General features: G+C 40.8%; 22 protein-coding genes. 4 read left to right on the top strand and 18 right to left on the bottom strand.

Going from position 1 to position 25498, the window contains the following annotated elements; genetic code table 11:
- Nucleotides 1–58: 58 nt before the first annotated feature.
- On the bottom strand, nt 59–1234 hold the full coding sequence (degS, locus tag ACN6NB_RS16790) for a two-component sensor histidine kinase DegS (protein ID WP_003213166.1): 1176 nt from the start codon (nt 1232–1234) through the stop codon (nt 59–61).
- 221 nt (nt 1235–1455) lie between these two features.
- Here degS and ACN6NB_RS16795 point away from each other — a divergent pair, with 221 nt between their 5' ends.
- Together ACN6NB_RS16795 and ACN6NB_RS16800 are read left to right on the top strand one after the other, a co-directional pair.
- On the top strand, nt 1456–2124 hold the full coding sequence (locus ACN6NB_RS16795; RefSeq protein WP_012011434.1) for a YigZ family protein: 669 nt from the start codon (nt 1456–1458) through the stop codon (nt 2122–2124).
- The gene (locus ACN6NB_RS16800; RefSeq protein ID WP_034623744.1) at nt 2109–3200 is read left to right on the top strand and encodes an LCP family protein; all 1092 of its coding nucleotides are present in this window, start codon (nt 2109–2111) and stop codon (nt 3198–3200) included. Before ACN6NB_RS16795 ends, ACN6NB_RS16800 begins: the two co-directional genes overlap by 16 nt.
- Before the next feature lie 35 nt (nt 3201–3235).
- On the opposite strand, the gene ACN6NB_RS16805 is transcribed toward ACN6NB_RS16800, so the two are convergent.
- The 14 genes from ACN6NB_RS16805 to ACN6NB_RS16870 all read right to left on the bottom strand — a co-directional run bounded on the left by ACN6NB_RS16805 (nt 3236) and on the right by ACN6NB_RS16870 (nt 19325).
- Entirely contained in the window at nt 3236–4303 is a 1068-nt protein-coding gene (locus tag ACN6NB_RS16805) for a glycosyltransferase family 4 protein (RefSeq protein ID WP_034660156.1), read from the bottom strand.
- 134 nt (nt 4304–4437) lie between these two features.
- Entirely contained in the window at nt 4438–5637 is a 1200-nt protein-coding gene (tuaH, locus tag ACN6NB_RS16810; protein WP_099663648.1) for a teichuronic acid biosynthesis protein TuaH, read from the bottom strand.
- A gap of 17 nt (nt 5638–5654) precedes the next feature.
- Entirely contained in the window at nt 5655–6410 is a 756-nt protein-coding gene (gene tuaG, locus ACN6NB_RS16815; protein WP_144490005.1) for a teichuronic acid biosynthesis protein TuaG, read from the bottom strand.
- Nucleotides 6411–6434: 24 nt separating this feature from the next.
- Nucleotides 6435–7112, bottom strand: a complete 678-nt coding sequence (gene tuaF / locus ACN6NB_RS16820) for a teichuronic acid biosynthesis protein TuaF (protein WP_047201880.1) — start codon at nt 7110–7112, stop codon at nt 6435–6437.
- Nucleotides 7113–7184: 72 nt separating this feature from the next.
- Complete coding sequence (gene tuaE, locus ACN6NB_RS16825; RefSeq protein ID WP_144491540.1) at nt 7185–8642, bottom strand: teichuronic acid biosynthesis protein TuaE; 1458 nt, start codon at nt 8640–8642, stop codon at nt 7185–7187.
- 39 nt (nt 8643–8681) lie between these two features.
- Nucleotides 8682–9611 carry an NAD-dependent epimerase/dehydratase family protein gene (locus ACN6NB_RS16830; protein WP_106025564.1) on the bottom strand — a complete coding sequence of 310 codons (930 nt, stop codon included), beginning with the start codon at nt 9609–9611 and terminating at the stop codon, nt 8682–8684.
- Nucleotides 9612–9625: 14 nt separating this feature from the next.
- Complete coding sequence (gene tuaD / locus ACN6NB_RS16835) at nt 9626–10963, bottom strand: UDP-glucose 6-dehydrogenase TuaD (RefSeq protein WP_126682370.1); 1338 nt, start codon at nt 10961–10963, stop codon at nt 9626–9628.
- Nucleotides 10964–11042: 79 nt separating this feature from the next.
- Complete coding sequence (tuaC, locus tag ACN6NB_RS16840; RefSeq protein ID WP_126682371.1) at nt 11043–12227, bottom strand: teichuronic acid biosynthesis protein TuaC; 1185 nt, start codon at nt 12225–12227, stop codon at nt 11043–11045.
- The gene (gene tuaB, locus ACN6NB_RS16845) at nt 12224–13675 is read right to left on the bottom strand and encodes a teichuronic acid biosynthesis protein TuaB (RefSeq protein ID WP_144494040.1); all 1452 of its coding nucleotides are present in this window, start codon (nt 13673–13675) and stop codon (nt 12224–12226) included. The genes tuaC and tuaB overlap by 4 nt, the downstream gene beginning before the upstream one ends.
- Nucleotides 13676–13693: 18 nt before the next feature.
- Complete coding sequence (locus ACN6NB_RS16850; RefSeq protein ID WP_034281119.1) at nt 13694–14353, bottom strand: sugar transferase; 660 nt, start codon at nt 14351–14353, stop codon at nt 13694–13696.
- A gap of 199 nt (nt 14354–14552) precedes the next feature.
- Entirely contained in the window at nt 14553–15152 is a 600-nt protein-coding gene (locus ACN6NB_RS16855; protein WP_228280141.1) for a prolipoprotein diacylglyceryl transferase, read from the bottom strand.
- Nucleotides 15153–15354: 202 nt separating this feature from the next.
- On the bottom strand, nt 15355–16845 hold the full coding sequence (locus tag ACN6NB_RS16860; protein ID WP_039181847.1) for an N-acetylmuramoyl-L-alanine amidase: 1491 nt from the start codon (nt 16843–16845) through the stop codon (nt 15355–15357).
- Between the two features lie 23 nt (nt 16846–16868).
- Complete coding sequence (locus ACN6NB_RS16865; RefSeq protein WP_126682374.1) at nt 16869–18977, bottom strand: SpoIID/LytB domain-containing protein; 2109 nt, start codon at nt 18975–18977, stop codon at nt 16869–16871.
- A 24-nt stretch (nt 18978–19001) separates the two neighbouring features.
- Nucleotides 19002–19325 (bottom strand): hypothetical protein, encoded by a 324-nt coding sequence (locus ACN6NB_RS16870; RefSeq protein ID WP_039181853.1) that lies wholly within the window; start codon nt 19323–19325, stop codon nt 19002–19004.
- 182 nt (nt 19326–19507) lie between these two features.
- Between ACN6NB_RS16870 and tagU the strand changes: the two genes are divergently transcribed.
- A complete protein-coding gene (tagU, locus tag ACN6NB_RS16875; RefSeq protein WP_064497965.1) occupies nt 19508–20428 on the top strand; it encodes a polyisoprenyl-teichoic acid--peptidoglycan teichoic acid transferase TagU in 921 nt (306 codons plus the stop codon).
- Nucleotides 20429–20461: 33 nt separating this feature from the next.
- On the opposite strand, the gene wecB is transcribed toward tagU, so the two are convergent.
- Nucleotides 20462–21601, bottom strand: a complete 1140-nt coding sequence (gene wecB / locus ACN6NB_RS16880) for a non-hydrolyzing UDP-N-acetylglucosamine 2-epimerase (RefSeq protein WP_144489997.1) — start codon at nt 21599–21601, stop codon at nt 20462–20464.
- A 269-nt stretch (nt 21602–21870) separates the two neighbouring features.
- Here wecB and galU point away from each other — a divergent pair, with 269 nt between their 5' ends.
- Complete coding sequence (galU, locus tag ACN6NB_RS16885; protein ID WP_008343198.1) at nt 21871–22752, top strand: UTP--glucose-1-phosphate uridylyltransferase GalU; 882 nt, start codon at nt 21871–21873, stop codon at nt 22750–22752.
- Nucleotides 22753–22778: 26 nt separating this feature from the next.
- Here the strand turns inward: galU and tagH are convergent, their stop codons facing one another.
- Entirely contained in the window at nt 22779–24380 is a 1602-nt protein-coding gene (gene tagH / locus ACN6NB_RS16890; RefSeq protein ID WP_144491543.1) for a teichoic acids export ABC transporter ATP-binding subunit TagH, read from the bottom strand.
- Between the two features lie 19 nt (nt 24381–24399).
- Nucleotides 24400–25227 carry an ABC transporter permease gene (locus ACN6NB_RS16895; RefSeq protein ID WP_034281130.1) on the bottom strand — a complete coding sequence of 276 codons (828 nt, stop codon included), beginning with the start codon at nt 25225–25227 and terminating at the stop codon, nt 24400–24402.
- Nucleotides 25228–25498 lie beyond the last annotated feature (271 nt).

Here is a 25498-nt window from a genome sequence, read left to right on the forward strand (position 1 = left end):
CGCCTCCCCATGTTTATTGTTCTACACCTGAACTTTATGGTCAATATGTCTTTTGACTCTATTTTACAATTTTATTTTGCAATGTTAGCGGCACGCGAATCATGATGAATGTCCCTAGACCTATTTTTGAGTCTATGGTCATTTTACCTTCCAGTAAGTCTACGCGTTCTTTCATGCCAAGTAAACCGAAGGATTTGTTTTTGTTTGTTTTCACATCTTTCATATCAAAGCCTTTTCCATCGTCTTTAATAATTAAGGTCACAAAGTCTTTCGTTACTTCTACTTTGACAGAGATTTCTTCGGCTTCTGAATGCTTTAATGAATTTGTGACAGCTTCTTGGGCTAGTCTAAACAGTGCTACTTCAAATTGAGAAGCAATTCTTTCGCTTTCTGTATCACCTAGGCATTGGAACGTAATTTTGGTTTTCCCATCATATTCTTCAATTGTGTTTAAGTATTTTCTTAGTGTTGGAATCAGTCCCAAATCATCTAAAGCCATCGGTCTTAAATCATAAATGATTCTTCTTACTTCGTACAGTGCATTTCGCACATTTTGTCTGAGACTTCTAATTTCTTTAAAGCCTTCTTCTGTACCGCGGTCTCTAAAAATCCGTTCAATTAATTCGGAACGCATCATCACGTTTGCCAGCATTTGAGCAGGGCCGTCATGAATTTCCCGAGACACTCTTTTGCGTTCTTCTTCTTGGGCTTCAATAATTCTGAGCCCAAAATCTTGTTTTGCCTGAGCATCTTCAAGTAAAACGCCGACCTGGCGTAAATCCTGGTTGAGATAGTTGAGAACAACTGTAATCTGGCTCACAAGGGTTTCAGAGCGTTCTATGACGTCTTGCAAGCTTAGTAATCGTCTTTCCAGATCGTCTCTTCTTTCTCTCAGCTGCTTCTCGCGCTGCTGAATCATGGTAAGTTCCACCTGCAAGTTATGTGCTTTTTCGTAGGCCTCCCGTATTTCTTCTTCGCTGAATTTGTTGAAGTTTCTGCTGACCTCAGATAAGCGATTTCTAGCATGTCTTGTATGGACTTCCAGCTTATCCCCGAAATCAATTACTTCGTTTACTTGTTGCTTGATTTGCTTCAGCTCTTCTACTAGGCTTTCATATTGTTGACGGGACTGTTCGCCTATTCTAAATACTTCGTCCTTGCTGCCATCAACTGTACTTAGCATTTTCATGATGATTGAATCCAATAATTTCGGATCCATTTTGGGTGTTGTCATGGCTTTTCCCTCCCGTAACAGTGATGTCATCTTTTTTTATTATAAATGTCATTGATCTGCATTTTATGTCGAATTATAATGAAAGAATGCGTATAAATCTTGAAGTTTTTATGACGACCCTTTTTCCGCTCCTATCATCATAACAAAATACGCTGTAAAATTCTAAAACCAATGCAAATTTTCACTAGTCTTACAATTTGCTTGTCAGGAGGGTATGTCTTTTGCTGAATCGCTATCTTACAGTAAAAAGTCGTGGCGAGCATGAGATCGTCATTGAAAAATCACGTTTTATTTGTCATATACAGCGTGCTGTCTCAGAAGAAGAAGCACAAGCATTTATACAATCCATTAAAAAACAACATTGGAATGCTACACATAACTGTTCAGCCTATCTCATTGGTGAACATGACCTCATTCAAAAAGCGAATGATGATGGTGAACCAAGTGGTACAGCAGGTGTCCCAATGCTTGAAGTGCTAAAAAAACGGAAGCTGAAAGATACAGTCGTTGTGGTCACTCGTTATTTCGGCGGTATCAAGCTAGGTGCCGGTGGATTGATTCGTGCCTACGGAAAATCTGTATCAGAAGCTATCAACCATGTTGGAATGGTAGAGCGCTGTTTAATGCGTACAATGCACACAACAATAGATTATACATGGCTTGGAAAGGTAGAGAATGAGCTTAGAGCCTCATCTTTTCAGCTAAAAGAAATCCATTATGCAGAAGATGTTATTTTTGAGACATATGTCGAAGAAACACAAACAGAGCAGTTCATTGAGTGGATGACTGAGCTGACAAATGGAAAGAGTGTTACAAAAGAAGGCGAATTGATTTATTTAGAAAAGGACATTGGTCCGATAAAGGAGACAGATGAATGGCACAACGAGTAAAAGTGCGTGTACGAAAGAAAAAGAGTAAGAAGAAGAGAATTATCAAACGTATTCTGGTCTTATTTTTGCTACTTATCATCTGCATGGGCGGATTCGCAGTATATAAAATCGTCAATACTCTTCAAGCTGCTGACAAAACATATGATGAACTAAACCGTGGAGAGAAATCGAATCTTCGTGATGCTGTCATTGATATTAAGAAAAAACCTTTCTCTGTATTATTTGTCGGAATTGAGGATTATGCCACAAAGGGTGATCATGGCCGTTCAGATTCACTCATTGTCGCAACGATTAACCCTCAAGACAAAACGATGAAAATGGTTAGTATTCCTCGTGACACACGCGTACAGCTTGCAAGTGATACAACAGGAAGTAAAGAAAAGATTAATGCAGCATTTGCTAAAGGTGGTAAAGACGAAACGATCGAAACTGTCGAACAATTCTTGCATATTCCGATTGATAAGTATGCAACCGTTGATTTCGACGGATTCAAGGATGTCATTGATGAAGTCGGCGGAATTGATATCGATGTTCCATTTGACTTCAATGAAAAAAGTGATGTTAAAAAATCGAAAAAGATTTACTTCAAAAAAGGCAATATGCATTTAAACGGGGAAGAAGCACTTGCTTACGCACGGATGAGAAAACAAGATCCACGCGGTGATTTCGGACGTAACGATCGTCAGAAACAAATTTTACGTGCAATGATTGATCAAATGGCGAAGCCAAATAACATTGCGAACGTCGATAACATCGCTAAAGAGGTCAGTGATCACATTACGACCAATTTCCGTATCACAGAAGGTCTTGCGCTTCAGCAAATCTACAGCGGATTTAAAGGAGACGACACAGAAACACTTTCTATTAAGGGATCAGACCTTTATTTAGGGCCAAATCGCACGTATTACTTTGAGCCAGATCCGACCAATTTAGCTAACGTCCAAAATGAATTACGGACGCATTTAAAGCTTCCTACTGAATCTTCAACTGAAACAGATTCACAAACCAATCCATCCTCTGGTGAAACAGGGTCAAGTGATACAACTAACTCATCGACCAGCACACCTGGACAATAATAAAAACAGCCCAGTTCCTAGGAACGGGCTGTTTTTTACTGCCTTTTGACCATTCGTTTATAAAATTTCGTAAATGGTTTAAATTCTTCATTCACCAAGCCTGTGACTTCTGCAATCACTTGCATGAACATGACCAGTAAAAAGATAATAATCAGTGATAACCAAATGGTGGCGCTTGTCAGCAAAATCGCACTTAGACTAAAGACTAAGCCAATCATATAAATCACGATGACAGCCATGCGATGGGACAAGCCAAAGGCCATCAGTCTATGATGAATATGAGATTTGTCAGGTGCTGAGATTGGCTGTTTGTTTAATATTCGTCTAATGATGGCAAAGGTGGTATCGAAAATAGGGACACCTAAGATGATCACTGGGACAACTACACTAAACAAAGTGACACTTTTGTATAGCCCTAATAGTGACAGTACCGAAATCATATAGCCTAAAAAAAGCGAACCGGTGTCACCCATAAAAATTTTCGCCGGATGAAAGTTGTAAAAAAGAAAGCCGATGGTACTGCCAATGACAACAAGGGATAAAGAAAGAATCAAAATTTTATCAGCTGAAAATGCCATCACGGCAATGGTTGATAAACCGATGACAGAAATACCGGCAGCCAGTCCATCAAGGCCGTCAATTAAATTAATGGCATTTGTGATTCCGACAATCCATAACACGGTTAGGGGATATGCCATCCAGCCTAACTCAATTCGATCTGTTAAGAAAGGAACAGAGAAAAAGTCCATTTTTAAGCCTGTGCTTACAATCAGACAAGCAACAAGAACTTGTACGAGAAATTTGAATTTTGCACTTAAATTATATTTATCATCAAATATACCTAGAATGACGATAAGTACGGCACCAACTGAAATTGCTGTAATTTTATTATGTAGAAACAGCCCGCCTGCTAATGCTCCAGCCGCTACCCCAATAAAAATTGCCAAACCGCCCATTCGAGGCATTACTTTATCATGAACTTTTCGTTTATTCGGCTGGTCCACTGCACCAATCTTAATTGCAAACTTTTTGACGATTGGTGTCACAATTAAAACTGTAGCCAGAGAGACAAAAAACGCTAATAAGGCGCGTTCGTAATCCATAGGTCAGTCTCCTTCTAAATTGAAATCTGTATTTTGTATATTGGCCGCTCTTTCCATTATACAATTGAATAGAGGATGATCACAAGCTTCCCCTGTGAAGAAGAAACAAATAAAAACGCACAATCCCTGATGAATTATGCGTTTTCTTTAATATTCGTTAGTTCCACCATGTTTGTGAACAGCGCGTGCCAATCTTTTTTCTTCGCACGGCTTTGTCTTAGATGTCTATAATCCATATCGTCTTTTTTGCTGATCACTTTTTGGCAGGCTTCTACGAAGAGTGCAGGATCTTCGCCCTCTAAATATTCATACACATCATTCTCTTTTAGCCTTTCCGTTGACGGAAGATTTAAACCGACAACCGGTATTCCTGCGGCTAAAAATTCATATAGCTTGAGCGGGAACACGGCTTGATTGTAAGGAGATTGTTTGTATGGCATCATGCCTACATCAATCAGCTTCATATACGCAGGCACTTCTTCTGGTGCAACAGCACCTGTCCAAATCACATTTGGCAGTTTAAGTGCATGCTGAAAAGATGGATCACCATTTGTTCCATCCGGACCGACAAATAAAAATGTCCAATCAGGCTGCATGCGGGCAGCTTCTGCTATCATGTCAAAATCCAGCTTCGGCTTGATGCCTCCAATAAAACCAAGAACAGTTCCTTCTCTTCCTCCCAGCACATCCTCCTTACATGGAAGATTGCTTTTGGCAAACACATCGTACTCAACGCCATTTTCCACTGTAAAGACATCTTTCGGTTCACCCATGAGACGTTTTTTAATTTGATCGTGCAAGTATTGAGAAGAGCATGTAATGCTGTGTGCGTATTTGATGATTCGATTTTCTGCTTTCACAATGACACGCTGCCTCATATAAGAAAGCAAATTATTTTTGCCGCTTATCGGCTCTCCCCACAGGTCACTGCAGTCATAGACAATATGTTTCCATTCAAATAAAGAAGATAAGAGCGGAAAGCCCGGAAACGTATACCATAAGCAAACAGCGATTCCCTTCTTTTCCTCCTGCCGTAAATGCTCAAGAAGTGGGGACAATTTATGAATATAGAACATGTCTTGATATCGGCCAAAGCGAAAAAATTTGTTCTTAAGCACATCAGGAATGGTCAATTGCTTCATTCGATCGGTTATGGGCTGAAAGGGAGCTTTATGACGGGATGCAGATGGGCATACCCAGATGACCTCTTTCGTTTCTGGATCAGATGCTAGAAATTCCGCCAGTCGATGCCGTCTGTACCTCAAGCCGTCCTGTCCCCATTCTCCCGTCGCTACGATAACATGTATGATCGAGTCTGCTTTCACCTTTATCACCTTTTTTCCCTTCTGTTTTATAAGCGCTTCTTCACAGCATTTGTCGCATAGTGTATAAAACACCAAGATGCTTTGACAAAATGAAGCTGCTCAATTTCTCTGTAGACGAACCACGTTTTTTTCGCTGCTTTCCACTTGTTACTAGAGATCGAGTTCCCAACGATGCGGTATTCACTGAGCGGTTCACTCATACCATAGGCTGTAAATCCTCTTTTTAATATGGACAGCCACGTTGCTAAATCCTGTCTTGTGCGGATGTTCGGCATTTCTATATGTCCGATCTTCTGTACATCAAGCATCACCGTTAAACAGCCGATAATGGTATTTTTCAAAGCTTCATCATAAGTTAATCTTGCTGGTGCAGTGACGGTTTTTTCTAATGGTTCTCCATTTTCTGCGATAATATCATATGCCGTGAATGTAAAGGCATAATCGTTTGTCAGCATGAAGTCTACCTGCTTTTCGAGCTTCATCTCTTTCCACTTATCATCGCTGTCTAAAAAAGCAATAAAGCGGCCTTTTGCCTTTTTGATGGCTGTATTTCTAGCGATGGCGGCTCCCCCATTTTTCTCTAAATAAATGACGTTGATTCTGTCGTCTGCTTCACTTAAGTCCCCAAGCAGCTTCCTTGTTCCATCTGTTGAACAATCATCTGCGATGATCAGTTCCCAATTGGAATAAGTTTGGGCAAGGACGGAATGAACTGTATCCGTTAAATAACGTTCCGCATTATAGGCCGGTGTAATGATTGATACTAACGGTTGATTGTTCACCTAAGACTCATCTCCAGTTCATCATTAAGATTCTTTGAACACTTCGGGCAAGACCACAAACATGAGCGAGATACTAAAGCCAATGACAAGTCCAAGCAGTGCACGTTTTTTCGCTGACATGCCTTTATTGCCTTCATCAAGAACTTGAGCAGGATCCACAATCTTCGCCTGCTTCATTCCAAGCTTTGTAGACTCCAATTCATATAGGAATCGTTCTTTATCTACTTTGGAATCGTTGCTGACAGATTCGTCTTTTAAAGCAGATAATCTACTTTCAATCACCTGCTGCCTTTTTGTAAATAATGCTTTGTCTTGCTTCAGAAATGTATCTGACACCTGCTTCACGACAGCTAAAGCATGATCCTTCTCAGCATCTGTGAAGGACAGCTGTAATTGTGTATCTGATTGATTGGTGAGGATGAGGCGGCTTTTCACATCCTGCCTTTCTTCTTCTTTGATGTCACTGAGTGCTTCATTCAAAAATGCATCGCTTTTTAATAGAGATGTCACTTCAGCTATATTGTTATACACTCCGTCATCATATTTACCAAGCGTGAGAGTAACAGCAGCTGTGTAACTAGACTGCTGCGTTGTTCCTTTGGCAAAAAAGAATCCAAAAGCGCCTAATACGACAGGCAGCAGCACGAGCCATACGATATACTTTTTGATTCGCTTCCCTATTCTAGATATGAAACCAGACATGTTCATTCTCCCAACATTGACGTATTTGCTTTTTCACTAGTGTAGCCATACCAGCGCAGCATCACACACGGTTTACCAAGTCTTAAACCGCTGTTTGTTTTTCAACATATTCACCGCTGCGATCACGAGTCCTAAAAAGACCCAGTGGAAATATAAATTCGAGACAGAACTAGGACTGATACTTGAAACGAGAAAGCTCAGCATGGCAGCGAACAAACCTTCAATGATCATTTTTGCTGATCTTGTGTCAGCCCATTGATATTGTTTATACAGCGTGAACATGAGATAAGCGTAGACGGAGATATAGCCCAGCATGACCGCAAATCCAAAGTTCGTCATCACTTCCAGCAGCCAATTGTGCACTTCAACCACTTGATCTGTATCAAAGATTGAAAAGTGGGCTAAGTAGTAAGACACATTCCCCGCTCCGACACCAAATCCGTATGAATCCGTAAAGAAATGCCATGCATTTTTGATCAAATTCGCTCTCGCAATGTTGGATGGGAGTGGTTCACTAAAAGAATGCGCGACCTGAGAAGCGAGAAACAAGTCATAAAAGACTGAATAAATCTTGGCTGAAAAAACAACGATACAGATGACACCAAGTCCGCCTGCTGCGATGAGTGACCACTTTTTGAGAAAGCGCGGCATGAGCAGCCACACATAGATGGCGACTCCTGCAAATATGCCAAGCAGGCTTGCGCGGGATTCTGTTAACAAAATGAGATACAGTGCTGCGATGGCGCCAAATAATCCAAATGCTTTGATATAACCATTTTTCATTTGACGCATACACGCTAAATATAAGAAAAAACTAATCGATAAAAACGTCGCAAAATCATTTTGATTAAAAAAGACAGCTGTAGGATAGTGCTGTTTATACGCCGGCCCAAGATATAATGAAGTATTCGGTAAATGGTTCAAAGTAAAGTGATTATAAAACCCTATCCCCATGACAAATACAGTCATGACGAGCCAAATGCTATAAAAGGTGACCACTTGATCCATTCGCTGGATGTACATGACCACAAGAAAGACAAACCCCACCCCCATCGCAAGCAGGGACATATTTTTGAGACCGTCTGTCACCGAATGAGCCCACAGCAGTGAGATGAGCCCATAAAGAAACCATGCAGCGAAAAAACCAAGAATCCCTTTTACACGAATCTGCTGCCACTGCGATATGTACGTCCCCTTATCTCTCATCCGCCATATGAATAATGCAAAGGCAGCAATGAGCATAATACGGTAGAGAAAAAGACTAAAGAACCCAGCACTAATTGAAAAGAAAGCATTGTTGAGAAAGGTCATTGCAATTAAAAGATAAATGGCTGACATGAACACTTGCTCACCGTTCATGTATAGCTTCATTAACACGAGAAAAGCCGTCAGGATCAAAAGCAGGACCGGAATAGCGACGATCTTTTTTAACCCGATGGGCTGCGCAGACGCCATTTGTACAAGTCCTACCCCTGCTGCAAATAATATACATCCGATCATGATTTGCCATGCTGTTTGTTTCACGCTCATACCCATTTTCCTCCTAAGCAACCCATCCGATTTGAGGGATTAAGCCTTGACTTCCTGTTTATAGTAGGAAATGGTACGAGCCAAACCTTCCTGTAAACTCACAACAGGCTCCCAAGCTAAGACTTGTTTCGTTTCCTCATTTGCTAATGTACTATGCACGATATCTCCTGCACGCTGCGGTTTGTAAATCGGTTCAAGCTGTGATCTTGTTACCCGTTTCATCGTTTGAAACAGTTCATTCACAGTGATGGAATGACCACACGAAATATTTAAACAAACGTTTGATTGGGCTGTTAATGCCGCAACATTCGCTGCCGCTAGATCACCCACATAGATAAAGTCTCTTGTTTGTTCCCCATCTCCAAAGATAAAAGGGGCCTCATCCTTTGCAAACTTATCAGAGAAAATTGAGACAACACCGCCTTCGCCAAGTGCGTCTTGGCGCGGACCATATACATTGCTGTACCTAAGAATACAATAGTCCACATCATAAAGTGATTTTGCCATTTCTAAATACCGCTCTACTGTCAGTTTTGCTAAGCCATAAGGTGAACCAGGCTTCAGCCGGTGAGCGGTGTCTACTGGCAGATACACCGGGTCTCCATAGACAGCTGCTGATGAGGCAAAGATGACTTTTTCCACCCCTGCTTCAGCCGCAGCTTTCATGACGTGCAGAGATCCTTTGATATTGACCTCTTCGTCATAAACGAAATCCTGAACGGAAATGGCTACACTTACTTGTGCTGCAAGATGAATAATATAATCCGGCGCGATTTGTTTGATCAAATCAATCGTCGCTGGCTTTGTGACATCTGCCTCTATGCATTGCACGGAAAGATGGGCAATATTTTCTCGAGATCCAGTTGAAAAGTTATCAAGAATGATGGGCTCATAGCCTTTTTCTAGTAAAGCCTCTACCGTATGTGATCCAATAAACCCGCTTCCCCCAGTAACCAATACTTTCTTCATCCAAGCTCCCCCTGTTATTGTGCCTTCGATACCAATTCTGCTTCCCATACACTCGGGCGGCCGATAGACTGGTAAATAAATCCTCTCTCTTTCATTTCTGCTGGATCAAACAAATTCCTTCCATCAATTACAATTGGCGAACGAAGCAACTGCTTGATCTGGTCTTTATCCATCTTCTGTACGTCATCCCATTCTGTTAGGATGAGACAGGCATCGGTATCTTTTACTGTTTCATACAGGTCATTGCTGAAAACCGCTTGCGGACCAAGCTCCCGCTCAGCTTCCATATAAGCAATCGGATCATAGGCTTTTACAAAAGCACCTAGCTCTCTCAGCATTGGGATAATATCTAATGCAGGTGCGGAACGCATATCATTCGTATTCGGTTTGAATGCAAGACCTAAGACAGAAATGGTTTTTCCTTTAATATCACCGAACACACTCATCAGTTTGCTGACAAGGTGGGCTCTTTGGTTGTTGTTCGTTTCAATGACAGATTCGATCAGCTTGAACCGATACCCGGATGTTTCGGCAATTTTGAGAAGAGCCATTGTGTCTTTCGGAAAACAAGAACCCCCAAATCCAATGCCTGCTTTTAAAAATTTATGCCCGATGCGGCTGTCTAATCCAACTCCTTCACTGACTTTTTCAACGTCAGCGCCTACCCTTTCGCAAATATTTGCAATGTCATTAATGAAAGAGATTTTTGTGGCAAGCATGGCATTTGCAGCATACTTAATCATTTCAGCACTTTCTAAGTTGGTCTCCACAACCTCTGTTTGAAACGGATCATGCAGCCTTTTGATGGTAGTGGAAGCATGAGTGCTTGTTGAACCAATGACCGCCCGCTCCATATTCATCGTGTCTTGAATTGCAGAGCCTTCTCGGAGAAACTCTGGATTGGATACGACGTCAAAGGGATATTTGCTGCGCGATGCCTTTTCCACAATGGCTTGAACGAGACGGCCTGTTCCAACGGGCACTGTGCTTTTATTGACGATGATTTTATAGCCATTCAGGTGTTCACCGATCGTTTGAGCGACGGCTTTCACATACGTTAAATCTGCTTCCCCTTGTGGTGTCATCGGTGTCCCTACAGCAATATAGATAATCTCTGATTCCCTAATAGCGGCAGGAATATTCGTTGTAAAAAACAGTCTTCCTTCTTCTGTATTCTTTTCAATCAATTCCTTTAAACCTGGTTCATAAATGGGAACGACACCACTTTTTAAGCTGTTGATTTTTGATTCATCGATGTCACAGCAGATGACACGATTTCCGATATCAGCAAAACAAGTACCCGATACTAACCCGACATACCCTGTTCCAATCACAGCAATTTTCTTCAACATTTTTCATCCTCTCAGTAAAAGCATATTGTCCGTTCCAAGCTGTTTATCTATCTATCATTCTTTGCACATTTCATCTTGTTTAAACGATGGATGTTGATTGATTGAGCACCTTCTCATATTGCTGAATGAGGTGCTTCGCATTATGTTCTGATGAATATTCTGTATGAACCATTTCATGAAGATCGCTTTTCACTTGCTCATTCCATCTGTTTTCATAAAGGCAGGCGTGAATCGCCTCTTTCAACTGACTCGCCGAACGTGGTTCAACGAGCAGGTGTTGATAGGTAGAAAATAAGGATGGGAGACCGCCAACCCGTGTTGCAATGACAGGTACTTTTAAAGCGAGCGCTTCTAGAACGACGGTTGGCATTCCTTCACTGTAGGAAGGGAGTGCAAACAGATCAGCTGCCATTAAGTAGTCTCTTACCTGCTCATTCGGCACCTGCCCTGGAAGTATGATAGATGCTCCCGCCCGTTCCGTGAGCTCCTTTGCAAGGGGGCCTTTTCCGACAAAGACTGCTTTCACACCATCCATGCTGCTGACAGCATCAGCTAATTCAAGCAAGCCCTTCTCTTTCACTAAACGCCCGACGAAAACAACGAGCTTATCTTGAAGCGGTAAACCTAAGTGCTTTCTGATGCCTTTTTGATCTTCTTCCGTTCTTGAAAATGATTGGAGCGGTATACCAAGCGGAAGACATTTTGCTTCTACCTTCGTCATATCATTTGTCTTTTTAGCGAGCTCCTCACTCACCGTCAGAACAACAGACGCCTGCTTCACCGCCGTTTCAAAGGCTGCCTGTGCCCCTTTGCTATAGCTCGGATATACGTTCACATCACTGCCGTGTAAGGTCAGAAGATAAGGGATTTGCGTTTCTTTCTGAATGACAGCCGCCGCTCCGCCAGACGGCATGGCAAAATGCGCATGGATGAAATCTGGTGACAGCTGATGATGCTGCATTGCCCGGAGAACGGAAGCCGCTATTCGTTTACTCGGCTGTGCCCATTTCAGCTGTCCAGGGAGCGCTCGATAAGACGGTCTGTAAACTGTCACTCCGTTCCGCACTTCCTGTTCAGGCAGCTCTTTTTTCTGCCGATAGGATGCCTTGAGCATCCGTAAAACCGGCGGATTCTCTGGATTAGGACAAATGACAGTCACTTCTATTCCTTGTTTGAGCAGCTCCTGGACTTGCGTTTCATGAAATACGCCCTCACTCGGATGTTTTTCACTAGGATATACACTTGTCAGCCATAGTACCTTCATGACGAACGACCTCTTCTCAATAATTTGCCTGCAGCCTGGGGATACATTTTGATGAGCAACAAGCCATACAATGCAGCACTGACACAAACAGTCAGAAGTAATTGAAGTGAAATATCTGCTGATGTCAGCTTCATTCCTTGATGTAAAGCTATCGCACAGATCGCCATAAGCAGTGTCATGATAGCAGGCTTTCCAAGTGATTTTAAATACACCTTCATATCAAGCTGAATGACATATGCCATGAGCCATCTACCGACAATAAAGTTGAGCAGGCTGACACCTGAGTAAATCCAAGCTACTGTAAGCAGACTGCCTGTCATGACACCTGCATATAATGCGCAGCCATACACGATGAGCATCCCCGTATCCCAATAAAAGGCTAAGTCCGCTCTCCCTTTTGCAAGAAGTATGGAACCGTTTGGATTCATCAGCACACGCAGCAGGCCGACAATGCACAATATATTTAAAACCGGAACCGCTACTAGCCATTTCTCTCCAAACACGACTTCTATAAAACTGTCTGATACGGCAGCAAGGCCGATTAATAATGGAAAACTAACCAATGCGAGCATATTCGTCATACTGAGGAAGCCCTCACGCAGCATGGAGTGATCACGCTGACTTTTTGCGAAAACTGGGAAAGCCACTCTCGTCACAATCGGATTTATCTTCAGTACGGGTATCGTCACAATTTGATACGCCAAGCTGTAAATACCTAACGCCTCCGCTCCAAGAAATCGGCCGATTAAAATCATGTCGATGTTTGATCCTGCTCGGTTGACCAGTCTGGATGCGAGCTGGAATGCACCGAATGAGAAAAATTCCTTCACCTCTCCTAATGCAAAAACAGGTGCTGGACGCCACTTCTTCCAATAAGCCGCTGCATACATGAGACCTTTTCCTGATTGCAGCAGCACTTGAGAAATGACATAGGCGATAATCGGATTCATGAAGAAGGCGAAAACGAGTAAAACGAGCAGCGATATGATGGTCGCAATAGCTTCAATGGTGCTTAATGTTTTAAAGGCTAAGTCTTTTTGCATCATATACTGGTACTGCTGGCCAATCGGTGCGATTAGAAACATGATCGATAATAGCTTGAGCAGACCCTCTAGCTCTGGCCGGTTATAAAAAGCGGCTATCATTGGGCTTAGCAGGATGAGCAGACAAAACAAGATAATCCCTGTGAGCAAGTTGATCCAATATAATGTAGATAATTGACGTTCTGTCGTTTGTTCCTTTTGAATGATCGCTGCCCCAATTCCTAGATCAAGTAAAATCTGCGTAAATATTGTGACAGTTGTGATCATGCCAACGAGTCCAAACTCCTTGAGTGACATCACATTCCCTAAAAAGGCGAACTGTGCAATTTGGATAATGGTGATGATCAATGCGGACAAGCTTGTCCATTTTGCCCCGCCTAGCATGCGTTTTTTCATACTTGCCATTTCTCTTCCCTACTTTACTTATCTGGCTCCGTCACCAGTCATGATGACTTTTAACGTTTTTACCATAATCTTCGTGTCGAGAGAAAATGTCAAGTTTTGAATATACTGTAAGTCGTGTGTTAATTTTTCACTTGGACTCATTTCATATCCGCCATTTACTTGAGCAAGACCTGTCAGCCCCGGCTTTACTGCCAATCTTTTTGTGAAGCCTGGAATCGTCCGATTAAATTCTGCGGTAAACATCGGTCTTTCCGGACGAGGACCTACGATACTCATTTCTCCTTTTAACACGTTGATAAATTGCGGAAGTTCATCAATTCTTGTTTTACGAATGAATGCCCCCACTTTGGTGATACGCGGATCATTTTTTTGAGCCCATTTCGCCCCTCCACTTTCTGCGTCAGTTCTCATCGATCTGAGCTTCCATAATTTAAAGTAAACACCGTCTTTCCCCACCCTTTCCTGCATATAAAAGGCTGGCCCTGGTGTTTCCAGCTTAATCAAAAGAGCAAACAGCAAAATGATTGGCGTACTCAACATCAATCCGATGAACGAGAACATTAAATCTATGAAACGTTTTGCAAATAAATAACGAACCATATGTTCTGTTAAGGCAAAAGAGTGATTTCGTCTCACTTCATATTCTCTGTAAAGGTTCATCGCTTTCTCTGCACTCACTGACCTGCACCTCACCATTCAAAGTAGTTGTTGTGTAAAGAGATGTTCTATGAAAGTCAGTTTAGCAGAGCAACATTAAGCAAATGTAAATGCGCTGTTAAGTCTTGTAAAACTGTGTTAAGAATGTGCACTTATATCAAGTTATGCCCTTTTCAACGTAAAAAAGACCCGCAATTCTGCGGGTCTCCGGGTCTTTTCTTTATTTTGCTTTTACAGATTCGATCGTTTTCAATCGAAGTGTTCCATTTGCATCTTTTGTATAGGTTACTTTTACTTTTGATTCTTCTTTTAAGCTGTTCACTTGTTTAGAAAAGGTATTTCCGAATTGAATCGCTACTTCTTTTCCATCAATGTTGACAGCAATTGTATGTCCATCAGCCAAACCGACATATGTGCCTTCTTTGGTGACTTCATTTTTCTTACTAGTTGTTGATTCTTTCTTTGTTTTAGAGTCAGATTTTGAGTCAGTTTTTGATTGGTCTTTAGCAGGTTCTTCTTTTGTAATTTCTTTGCTTGAGCTGTCTTTTGCTTCTTCATCAGATTGACCTGCTGGTTCTTCTGTTTGAGCAGCTGTTTCTTTGCTTTGATCATCTGATTTTTCATTTTTTGATGATTGATCATCTTCTGATTTTTCGTCTGCAGCCTTATCTTTGTTTTGATCGGTTGCTTCAGTTGTTTCTTTTTGACTGTCATCCTTTTTGTTATCGCTTGATTGATTTGTTGTGCCGCACGCTGTGAGCAATACTCCTAGAAGCAATACGAGAAACGGCATTGTGATTAATTTTTTCAAGATCGTCACCTCTTCATGATTTGTCGGTTTGCTGAAGATTTATGCGTAAACCATTCACCTTCTATGTTTCAATTATAACAAACATAGCCAAAAATGAAATGTATTTTTAACTTGACAATGTTTCTTTGTGGACTTTTAAAAAAAGGCTGCCGAGTTCTTACTCGAGCAGCCTAAGAGGAGTATCTGAGGCACCCCTCAGGTTTGTGTTTTCTTATCTAAAATAACCTGACACACCGCTTGAAATGCCTGACGCTAAACGATCTTTATACGTAGCAGATTTCAAGATGTTTGAATCAACTGGACTAGAAACAAAACCAGTTTCTAAAAGAACACTCGGCATCTTAGAATATTTAATGACGTAGAAGCCAGCTGTTTTCACACCACGGTCTCTTGTCCCTAGTGCACTAACCATTTTTGGCTGGATGTTTTGCGCCAGCTTCAGGCTGTTTGCAGCCGCATATGTTTTGTCATAGTATGTTTCTGTTCCATTTGCACTGCTGTTATCATTTGAGTTCGCATGGACACTAATGAAGATATCCGCTTTCGCATTGGCACCTTTGCTCACTCGTGTTTGAAGACTATCAAATGTGTCTGATGTTCTTGACATGGTCACAAGTGCACCAGCGTTGTTTAATTTCGTATTTAAACGCTTTGCTACGTCTAAATTCAAATTCTTTTCATATAATCCGTAACCTACAGCTCCTGAATCATGCGCGCCATGACCTGGATCAATGAATACTTTTTTCCCAACAGCCGGGTTTTTCAGCTGGTTTACAACAGTTGGAGTGACAGTATTTGTACTGCCTACAACAGTAAATTTAGTGATTTTCTTGCTGCTCACTGTTGCTCTTGTTACTTTTGGCAGCGTCTTTTCATTCGTTAGAAGCAATGCTTTGTTTTGCTTCGCCGCAATGCCAGCAGCAGAAGATGAAGTGGCATAGCCAAATCCTCTTCCTACATAGGTATTATTGACGCTCATATTGTATTTTTTCACAATATTTGCCGCGACATCATAACGAGTCGATCCTTTGATTCGTGTTGGAGACTTCAATTGGTTATAAGCTGCTTTTGTGACGTAGTTCTCTCCGCCGACTACAATGGTTTGTTTGACATTGCTTGCTTTTGCAACAGAAGCGATTTCAGAACGAAGTCCCTTTTTATCTGTGTATAGAATCGGGAATCCTTTTTGAGCGGCTACAGGTGCAATTGCAATCCCATGTGCATAGAAAGAACCCTCAACGACAACGACGCCTGCTGGCTTTTTCATTTTTTTCGCGATATTAGCAGATAGCTCATATCGGTTTTTTCCTGAAATACGCTGTGTGGAGATGCCCATTTTCTTCACTTGGTTGACCACGTTGTTTGACACACTTGATGTGCTGCCTAAAACGATCACCGTTTTTGTTTTTAATGAAGTTAAGGCTTTCTTTGTATCACCCGAAAGGCTTTTACTGTTTGTGTAAAGAACTGGTCCATTTTTTTGATGTGCAAGTGGAATTCCTGCTGTTGCATCTGCATACGCAGTTTTTCCTACTAAAACGACTGTACTTGCAGTTCCCCATCCTTTTTTCGCTACGTTTGCCGCTACAGCATATCTGCTACCGCCATCAATTCGTGAGACTGAATTGTCTGCCAAAGCTGTTGGAACGATAACGAAAATAGCGATGAGGCTGAGGATGGCTGTTTTCATCAATGAGCGCATCTTCTATGTCCTCCTTTTACCCTTTAATAGTTTGTTAGTTTTGTACCTGGATAGTAGAACGAGAGTATGGAAGAATATGAGTTTCCAGATTCAGCTCTCGCTTTGGCTCCGTATTGGCTCATACCAATGCCGTGGCCATATCCTTTTCCTGAAATCGTGAAGTCATTTGTGTTGTTTTTGACTGACGCAAACGTGCTTTTCACTTTTGTTGCGCCCATGACTGATCGAAACTCGGTCATCTTCATACTTGCCGTTGTGCTTTTGTTCACCGAATATGTGCCTGTTTTGTTTTTCAGATGGTATGTCAGTTTGATCGATACCGTCTTCGCACGCTGGCCTTTTGTTTTCCCTGAGAACGTCAGGCTTGAGATGGATGCGATTTTCATATCAGATGCAGCAGTTTCTTTGTTTTTAAGCAGCCATGATTTCAGGCCAGCAAGGTCAGCTGCATTTGTCTCTTTTGCCTTAGACCATTGAGATGCTGCTGTGCTAGCAGTCAATGTCGTGCTCAGTTGTTTTTTAGAGAGTTTCAGTGTCCATGGATTGACTGGATCTTTTGGATCCTTTTTGGCCACTAAGTATGGCAGTGCATTTCCCCATACTTCTTCACTTGCCTCTGTATAACCGCCATTGCTAGAGTAATAGGTTGCTGAAATGAGTTGATTGTTGTATTTCAGAACCTTTCCTTTTGTGGCATCGACAGCTTTTGTCGAATTTGTGTACCAGTTATATCCTCCATAGACTTGGAAGGCTGTTGTATCAGGGACGACTTTTCCAATACTTTTCACAGAATACGTTCTAGCGGCAACTGCCTGTGCTTTTAACGCTTCAACATTCCAGCTTGCAGGCATTTCATTTGGCACTACGCCTTTTAGATAGTCTTCAAATGGAATATTTTCGAGAGTCGGCCTGATATACCCTGATTCAATTGCAAAGTTTACGCTGCCTAAATACGGCTTTCCTGCAATTTGAAGGACATTTTTTGTTGAATATTTCTCAGGAACAACTCTTACTGTGCTATACGTTTTTATGCCTTTTAATGAAATTTTTCCGTTAGAAATATTCAATTGGTAGTTTTGATTTTTTTTCAGATAAACTTGTTTGGCTAAGGAATTTTTCAAGCTATCTTTAATCGCACTTGTGCTGCCCGCAAGATGATAAGCATATGTACCTTTTTCCTTCAACAGTGCTTTTAAAGACGCTGTGACAGAATCGGGTTTCACATACACAACGGTACTGTTAGATTTTGCAGCCAATTGCGACAGCGGCATAGCATAAATATAGCTCGAAGCTTTCGCCAAATAAACTTTATCTGCATTAATATTTAATTTCTTTATAATATTCACAGATAATTCATAGCGATTGGCACCGCTGATTCTTGTCACCTGTGAGGTTTTTTTGATTTGATTTTCAACTTTTTGTCCAGTACTTTTCGTACTGCCGATGATGATCACTTTACTTGGCATTCTATAAGACGGAATGGAATCTTTTTTTGTTAACAGGATAGGGTATCCCTTTCTCGATGCATAGGATGCAATGGCAATCCCATTCATAAATGAGTTCCCGCCGACAACGACAGCTTGCTTATAGTTACCCATTTCTTTAGCGATTTTTTGGGAGATTTCAAACTTGTCTTTTCCACTAATACGTCTGACTTTGCCATACTTTTTAATAGATTTCTCAGCAGCTGTTGAAATGCTTTTCGTATTTCCGACAATCAGAATGTTATCCGGCTTCATTTTCTTCAGCTGGTTTTCTGTTGTTTTCGTCAGTTTTTCAATATTCGTATACAAAATAGGTGCGCCCAATTTGTATGCTAACGGTGATACAGAAATAGCATGATCAAATGCATCACGACTGACAATGACAACAGTTGAAGGATTTTTCCAGCCAGCAGATGCAATGCTATTGGCTACTTCATAGCGATTTTTGCCGTCATATCTTTTCGTCACAGCAACATTTGATCCTGATAGCTTGTATTCCCCAGTTGTTGAGATATCCATGCTTGTTTTGTTTCCGATATAATTAGACAATTTCACTGAAATTGCCGAGCTTGCCATGGCAGACTGAAAGGGTGCGACTAGTAGAGTCAGTATCATGAGAACGATTAGTGTAACGCCTGTTTTCTTCAATTTTGTTCATCCCGCCCATCTTTTTTACTTCTGTTTTTCAATCTTCTGGATTTCCTTTTGACCACTGTCATTAATAAAGTAAGAGATTTCTACTGTGTCTCCTGGTTTAAATTCATTTAACACATCTTTAAAATTATCCGTAAATTCATAGCTTAAGGTCGTATTCACTTTTTTCACTTCGACTGTATGTGCATCAGCCATTCCAATAAATTCAGCTTTCTCTTCCAGCACCTGAGGAGTTGAACTGCTTGTCTTGTTTTCTCCTGTGGACTGCTCAGCCGTTCCACATGCAGTGAGCACGATACCTAGTAGCAGTATTAAGAACGGTAAAACGACGATTTTCTTCATTTTTTTCACCTCATGTCTTTGTATCGTCTTATAACTTATTATTTTAAGGTAAATTTAAGGTTTTTTGAAACCTTTTTTTTGTTACAACGTCTATATCTAGGTTCAGAGTAAAAAAATAACTTGTTTATCAAGATTCGTAAACCTATAATCATGGAAGAATCATAGAAAAGGTGAGGGACATTATGAGAGCTGAAAGAAAAAGAAAGAAGAAAAAGGTTCTTTGGATTGTTTTATCGATTATTGGCTTATTCGTATTAGCAACTGGCGGATACGCATATCATCTTTGGAACACAGCAGCATCGACCGTCGCAGGCATTCAGGAGAATTTAAAGAAGTCAGATAAGCGTGACAAAGATGTCGATTTAAATAAGAAAGACCCGATTTCTATTTTAGTCATGGGTGTCGATGAACGAAAAAATGACCGAGGCCGTGCAGATACATTAATATACATGACAGTAAATCCGAAAACGAAAACGACCGAGATGGTGAGCATCCCGCGTGATACGTATACGAAAATTGTCGGAAAAGGCACAATGGATAAAATCAACCATTCCTACGCATTCGGCGGTACACAAATGGCAGCAGATACTGTAGAGGAACTGCTTGATGTACCTGTTGATTACTTCGTTAAAGTCAATATGGAAAGCTTTAAGGATATTGTCGATACACTTGGCGGCATTACGGTGAACAGCACATTTGCATTTAGCTATGATGGCCATTCATTTGGTACAGGAGAGATTAACCTGAACGGGGATCAAGCCCTTGCCTATACGAGAATGAGAAAGCAGGATCCAAAAGGTGATTTCGGACGTCAGCAAAGACAGCGCCAAGTCATTGAGGGCATCATTGCAAAAGGTGCCAACATTTCATCTATAACGAAATTCGGCGATATGTTCAAAGTCGTAGAAAACAATATGAAGACAAATATGTCATTTGACGATATGTGGACGATGATGAATGATTATCGTGATGCAAGACAGCATGTAAAGCAGCACGAGCTGAAAGGATCAGGCGCACGTATCAATAACATTTATTACTACCAGCTTGATGACAGCAGTCTGGCTAAAGTGAAGAAGGAATTGAAGGAAAGTCTAGAGCAGTAAAAAAGAAGACTACAGAAATGTAGTCTTCTTTTTTTATGATTGAAATGGAACTGGTTTTTCTTCGCTTAATCCAAAACGATGGAGAAGCTCTTCGACAATTCGTTTTGACGCTTGTCCATCACCATATGGATTAGACGCCTTCGACATGTTGTCGTACTCTTTCTGATCGTCTAGCAGCTGTTTTGCCATATTGTAGATGGTCTCTTCATCTGTACCCGCGAGCTTAAGCGTACCAGCTTTCACACCTTCAGGGCGTTCTGTTGTATCGCGCAGCACTAGTACTGGCTTCCCTAGAGAAGGCGCCTCCTCTTGTACACCGCCAGAATCCGTTAATATAAAGTGTGAGGCAGCAGCGAAGTTATGGAAATCAACAACTTCAAGCGGCTCAATTAAGTGCACACGATCAAGATCACTGAATTCTGTCTGAGCCGCATCACGAACAGCAGGGTTTAAATGTACAGGATATACAACCTGAACATCTTCAAACTCTTCTACAATACGTCTAATCGCTCTAAACATGTTTTTCATCGGCTGGCCGAGATTTTCTCTGCGATGAGCCGTTAACAAAATCATTTTATCTGTTCCTATTTTCTCTAAAATAGGGTGTTGATACTGCTCTGTAACCGTTGTTTGCAATGCATCAATCGCTGTATTCCCCGTCACACAAATCGTCTCTTCTTTTTTATTTTCAATTAAAAGATTCTGTTTCGCCTCATTTGTTGGAGCAAAATGAATATCGGCAATCGTGCCTGTCATTTGTCGGTTCAATTCCTCAGGGAACGGCGAGTATTTATTGTGTGTTCTTAAACCCGCTTCAACGTGACCGACAGAAATTTGGTGGTAGAATGCGGCCAAGCTTCCTGCAAAGGTTGTAGTGGTGTCTCCATGAACAAGGACAATATCAGGCTTTTCCTCTTGGAATAATTGATCTAGTTTCAAAAGTGCATTTGATGTGATTTCAGATAATGTCTGGCGTTCTTTCATAATATTTAAATCATGATCTGGTTGAATGTTAAAGGCTTTCAACACTTGATCAAGCATTTGCCGATGCTGTGCAGTCACAGTGACTGAGGATTTGATTTGCGGATGTCTTTTTAGCTCAAGGACAAGGGGTGCCATTTTAATCGCTTCAGGCCTCGTCCCGAATACAGTCATTACATGTAATGTCTTCAATAGTCGATGCCTCTTTCCTTCTCATTTATCATAAGTGTATTATACAAAAGAATAGAAACGAATCCTAATCATTCTATTTTCAATTTTTACATCGCCTTTACTCTTTTCAACATAAAAATTTACACAAACTCTTTACAATAGATATTGAATCAGATCATGCATTTATCGTAAATCATTTGTCATTTCTATCATTTGTAAGTTACACTTTATGAAAGATGAAAAATGAAGTCAAATCATTTTTTCTATATGTAAGGAAGGTGCAAAGTTCATTGAAAAAAGTACGTAAAGCCATTATACCAGCTGCAGGTCTCGGAACACGTTTCCTCCCTGCAACAAAAGCAATGCCTAAAGAAATGCTTCCAATCGTTGATAAACCTACCATTCAATATATTATTGAAGAAGCTGTTGAATCAGGAATCGAAGACATTATTATCGTCACTGGAAAAGGGAAAAGAGCCATTGAGGATCATTTTGATTTTGCACCAGAGTTAGAGCGCAATCTTGAGGAAAAGGGAAAGAGTGAGCTTTTAGAGAAAGTGAGAAAATCCTCTAACATTGCTGACATCCATTACATACGTCAAAAAGAGCCAAAAGGACTCGGTCACGCCGTTTGGTGCGCACGTAACTTTATCGGTGATGAGCCTTTTGCTGTTTTATTAGGTGATGACATTGTTCAAGCCGAAACACCTGGGCTTCGCCAGCTGATGGATGAATACGAAAAAACCCTTTCATCTGTCATCGGGGTTCAGCAAGTAGCAGACAGCGATACGCATCGCTACGGGATCATCGACCCTCTAACACAAGAAGGGCGCCGCTATCAAGTCAAAAACTTTGTTGAAAAGCCGCCGCAAGGAACAGCACCATCGAACCTAGCCATCTTAGGGCGCTATATTTTCACACCAGAGATCTTTATGTACCTCGATCAGCAAGAAATTGGTGCAGGCGGAGAAATTCAGCTGACAGATGCCATTCAAAAGCTGAATGACATCCAGCGCGTATTTGCCTATGATTTCGAAGGGAAACGATACGATGTCGGCGAGAAGCAAGGCTTCATTGAAACAACGCTTGAGTTTGCTCTTCAGGATGAAGAATTAAAAAAGAAACTCATTCCATTTATGAAACAGCTTCTCGAAAAAGAAGAAGTGAACTAAAAAAGCTGCCGACATCGGCAGCTTTTTTAATTCATGACTGAAATAGTCAGTGTATGCTGTTCATTATCAATGACAAACAGATTGTTTTCGCCCTTCACTGCGAATTTCGTTTGTTTCTCATTCATCCAGACATTCTGTTCTGTCAACCCAAGTGTGGAAGGAGAGATCGGCATAATCTCGCGAAACACAATGGTGTTTGCCTGACCATTTTGAATGACATAGTCAGTTTTCTCTGTGGTCAATCGTTCAATCGTATCTCCTTGATCACTTTTGATCGAGCTCAGCGTCTGCATTCTTTGTTTTAGCACAGATTCTTCTTTTCCAAGGAAAGAAAGTAGATACTCATATGAACCTGCTGATGCAGGCGATACATATGAATTAAACTGTCCTGGTCCAATGGATAATGACTTTAAATCCTCTGCATTTTGAAGCGCATCAGGTTTAACAAAATACTTTTCTGATGCTGTTTTAATTTGAACGGTTTTTTTATTTTCAGCCACAGCCTGTACTGCTTGTCCAAATGGCAAAGTGACATCAGCCTTTTTTTTCATGGCTTGGTCTTTGTAAACCTTAAGTGGGTCAGCCGTGACAATCATCTGTTGATCCACCTTTTTCATATCGGGCGCCCCCTTCGTCTGCGGGTTCTTTGACTGAGGCGCTTCTGCCTTATCTGATGAAATTACACCAAATGTCGCAAGTGTACGAAGCGGGCGATCTGAAAACATTGATAAGGCAAGCAAAATCGTTAAGGCCGCTAAAACTGTCACTTGAAATGCGGGTCCGAACAATGAGCGCCGTTTTCCGTTCTCTTGATAACGAGACACCTTTTCTGTCTTTTGTACGCCTTTTCTGCCTTCCTTATGTTCCATTTGATATTTTTGTTTCTCTTTCTTGGAAAGCTTGTTAAACCAATCAACAAACTCCTTATACTCTTTCACGACCTTTTTCGTATCATCAAACATACGAAGTTCACCATAATGCATCCAAGCCACCCGATCACAGATTTTTTGGATTTGGCTAATAGAATGACTGACAAAAAAGATCGTCTTTCCTTGTTCTTTGAATTCTGTAATGCGGTCCACACATTTTTGATAGAAGGTTTGGTCTCCAACAGACAGTGCTTCATCAATAATAAGGATATCTGGATCGATATGTGCTGAAATGGCAAAACCAAGACGGGATTTCATTCCGCTTGAATAGCTCTTTACAGGCTGGTCAATAAAGTCACCAATATCCGCAAACTCTACGATTTTTTCATAAAGTTCGTCTATCTCTTTATTCGTCAGTCCCATCATTAAGCACTTTAAACGAATGTTATCTTTTCCGCTTAATTGGTTGTTCAGCCCTGCTGCAATGGCAATTAGCGATGGCTGGCCGTCCATATCAATTTCACCACTTGTCGGTGGAATGATTTTCGCTAGAAGGTTCGACATTGTCGATTTCCCAGATCCGTTAATCCCCACAAAACCAATGGTCTCGCCTTCATATACATCAAAGGACACATCACGAACAGCAAAGAAACCTTTTTCATTTTTATTAGGTAAAAACAGTCCTTTAATCTTATCCGACTGTTTTTTATATAGGACGTATTGCTTGGATACGTTTCGAAACGAAACCTTTAGTTTCATCGTATAATCTCCTTACTTTTTAAAGAAAATCGACAAATTTATCCCTAAATTTCATATGAAGCAATGAACCGACTGTTAAAAGAAGAAGCGTGATCAGCCAAAAATAAAGTGTGTATTTGACATCATGGAAGAACCATTCTCCCTTTAACAAACTATTTCTAAAACCATCAATAATGTAGAAAAGAGGATTCAATCTTAATATGTCCCCAATCCACGCTTTGTCTCCAGTGAGCTTTTCTGAGATATTCCAAAAAATCGGCAGCAAAAAGAAAAGTAATCTTGTCACAGATTGTAAAAGAAATTGATAGTCTCTCACGAGTACACTAATCGTGGAATTAAACAAACTAAACGAAAACATAAACGCGATCATACAAATAAGATAGTATATATATTGCAGCCAATGCGCGTCAGGGTATATGCCATAGGAAATCAGCACAATCAGATAGACACCCATCATAACAAAGTAGCTGAACAAGTTGGACATAATCACCACAGAAGGCAGCGCACTAATCGGAAAATTCATTTTCGATACCATATTAATGCGTTTAAACACACTGTTTGATCCATCAAGAATCGTCGGACTAATGAAGAACCAAGGGATTAAACCGGCAAGCATCCAGATGATAAATGGAACCTCCATGTCTCCAATGGCAATTGGCTGTCCTCCGCGAATACCCATACCGAAAACAAACCAGTATGCCAGCATCTGCATTAATGGATTTAAAAACTGCCATAAAACACCCAAATAATTCATCTGATATTTTGATTTTGTTTCATAAACAGCAAGTCGCATAATCAGCGGAAGTGAGCTGATCTGCTCTCTTAATATTGTAAACAATGCGTTCATTCTAATCTTCCTTAGATATTAGTTTTTGGGATTGCCTCTTTAAAAAAATCACCGCTCATAATTGTAACAGATGTTGAGAAATATTTCACTTTTCAAATCGAATGAGTATATTAAATAGTAGGGAAATTTGATCAAAACAAACACTGGTATATTCAGCTATTCTAGGTTACTAATTACCTTATTATATCATTGCTTTATAATTGCCATTAGAATATAATTATCAGGATAATTGCATTTCCAAAATAAATATCATTTTCCTATTATATATATT

This window comes from Bacillus sp. 11B20 (genome assembly GCF_056098985.1).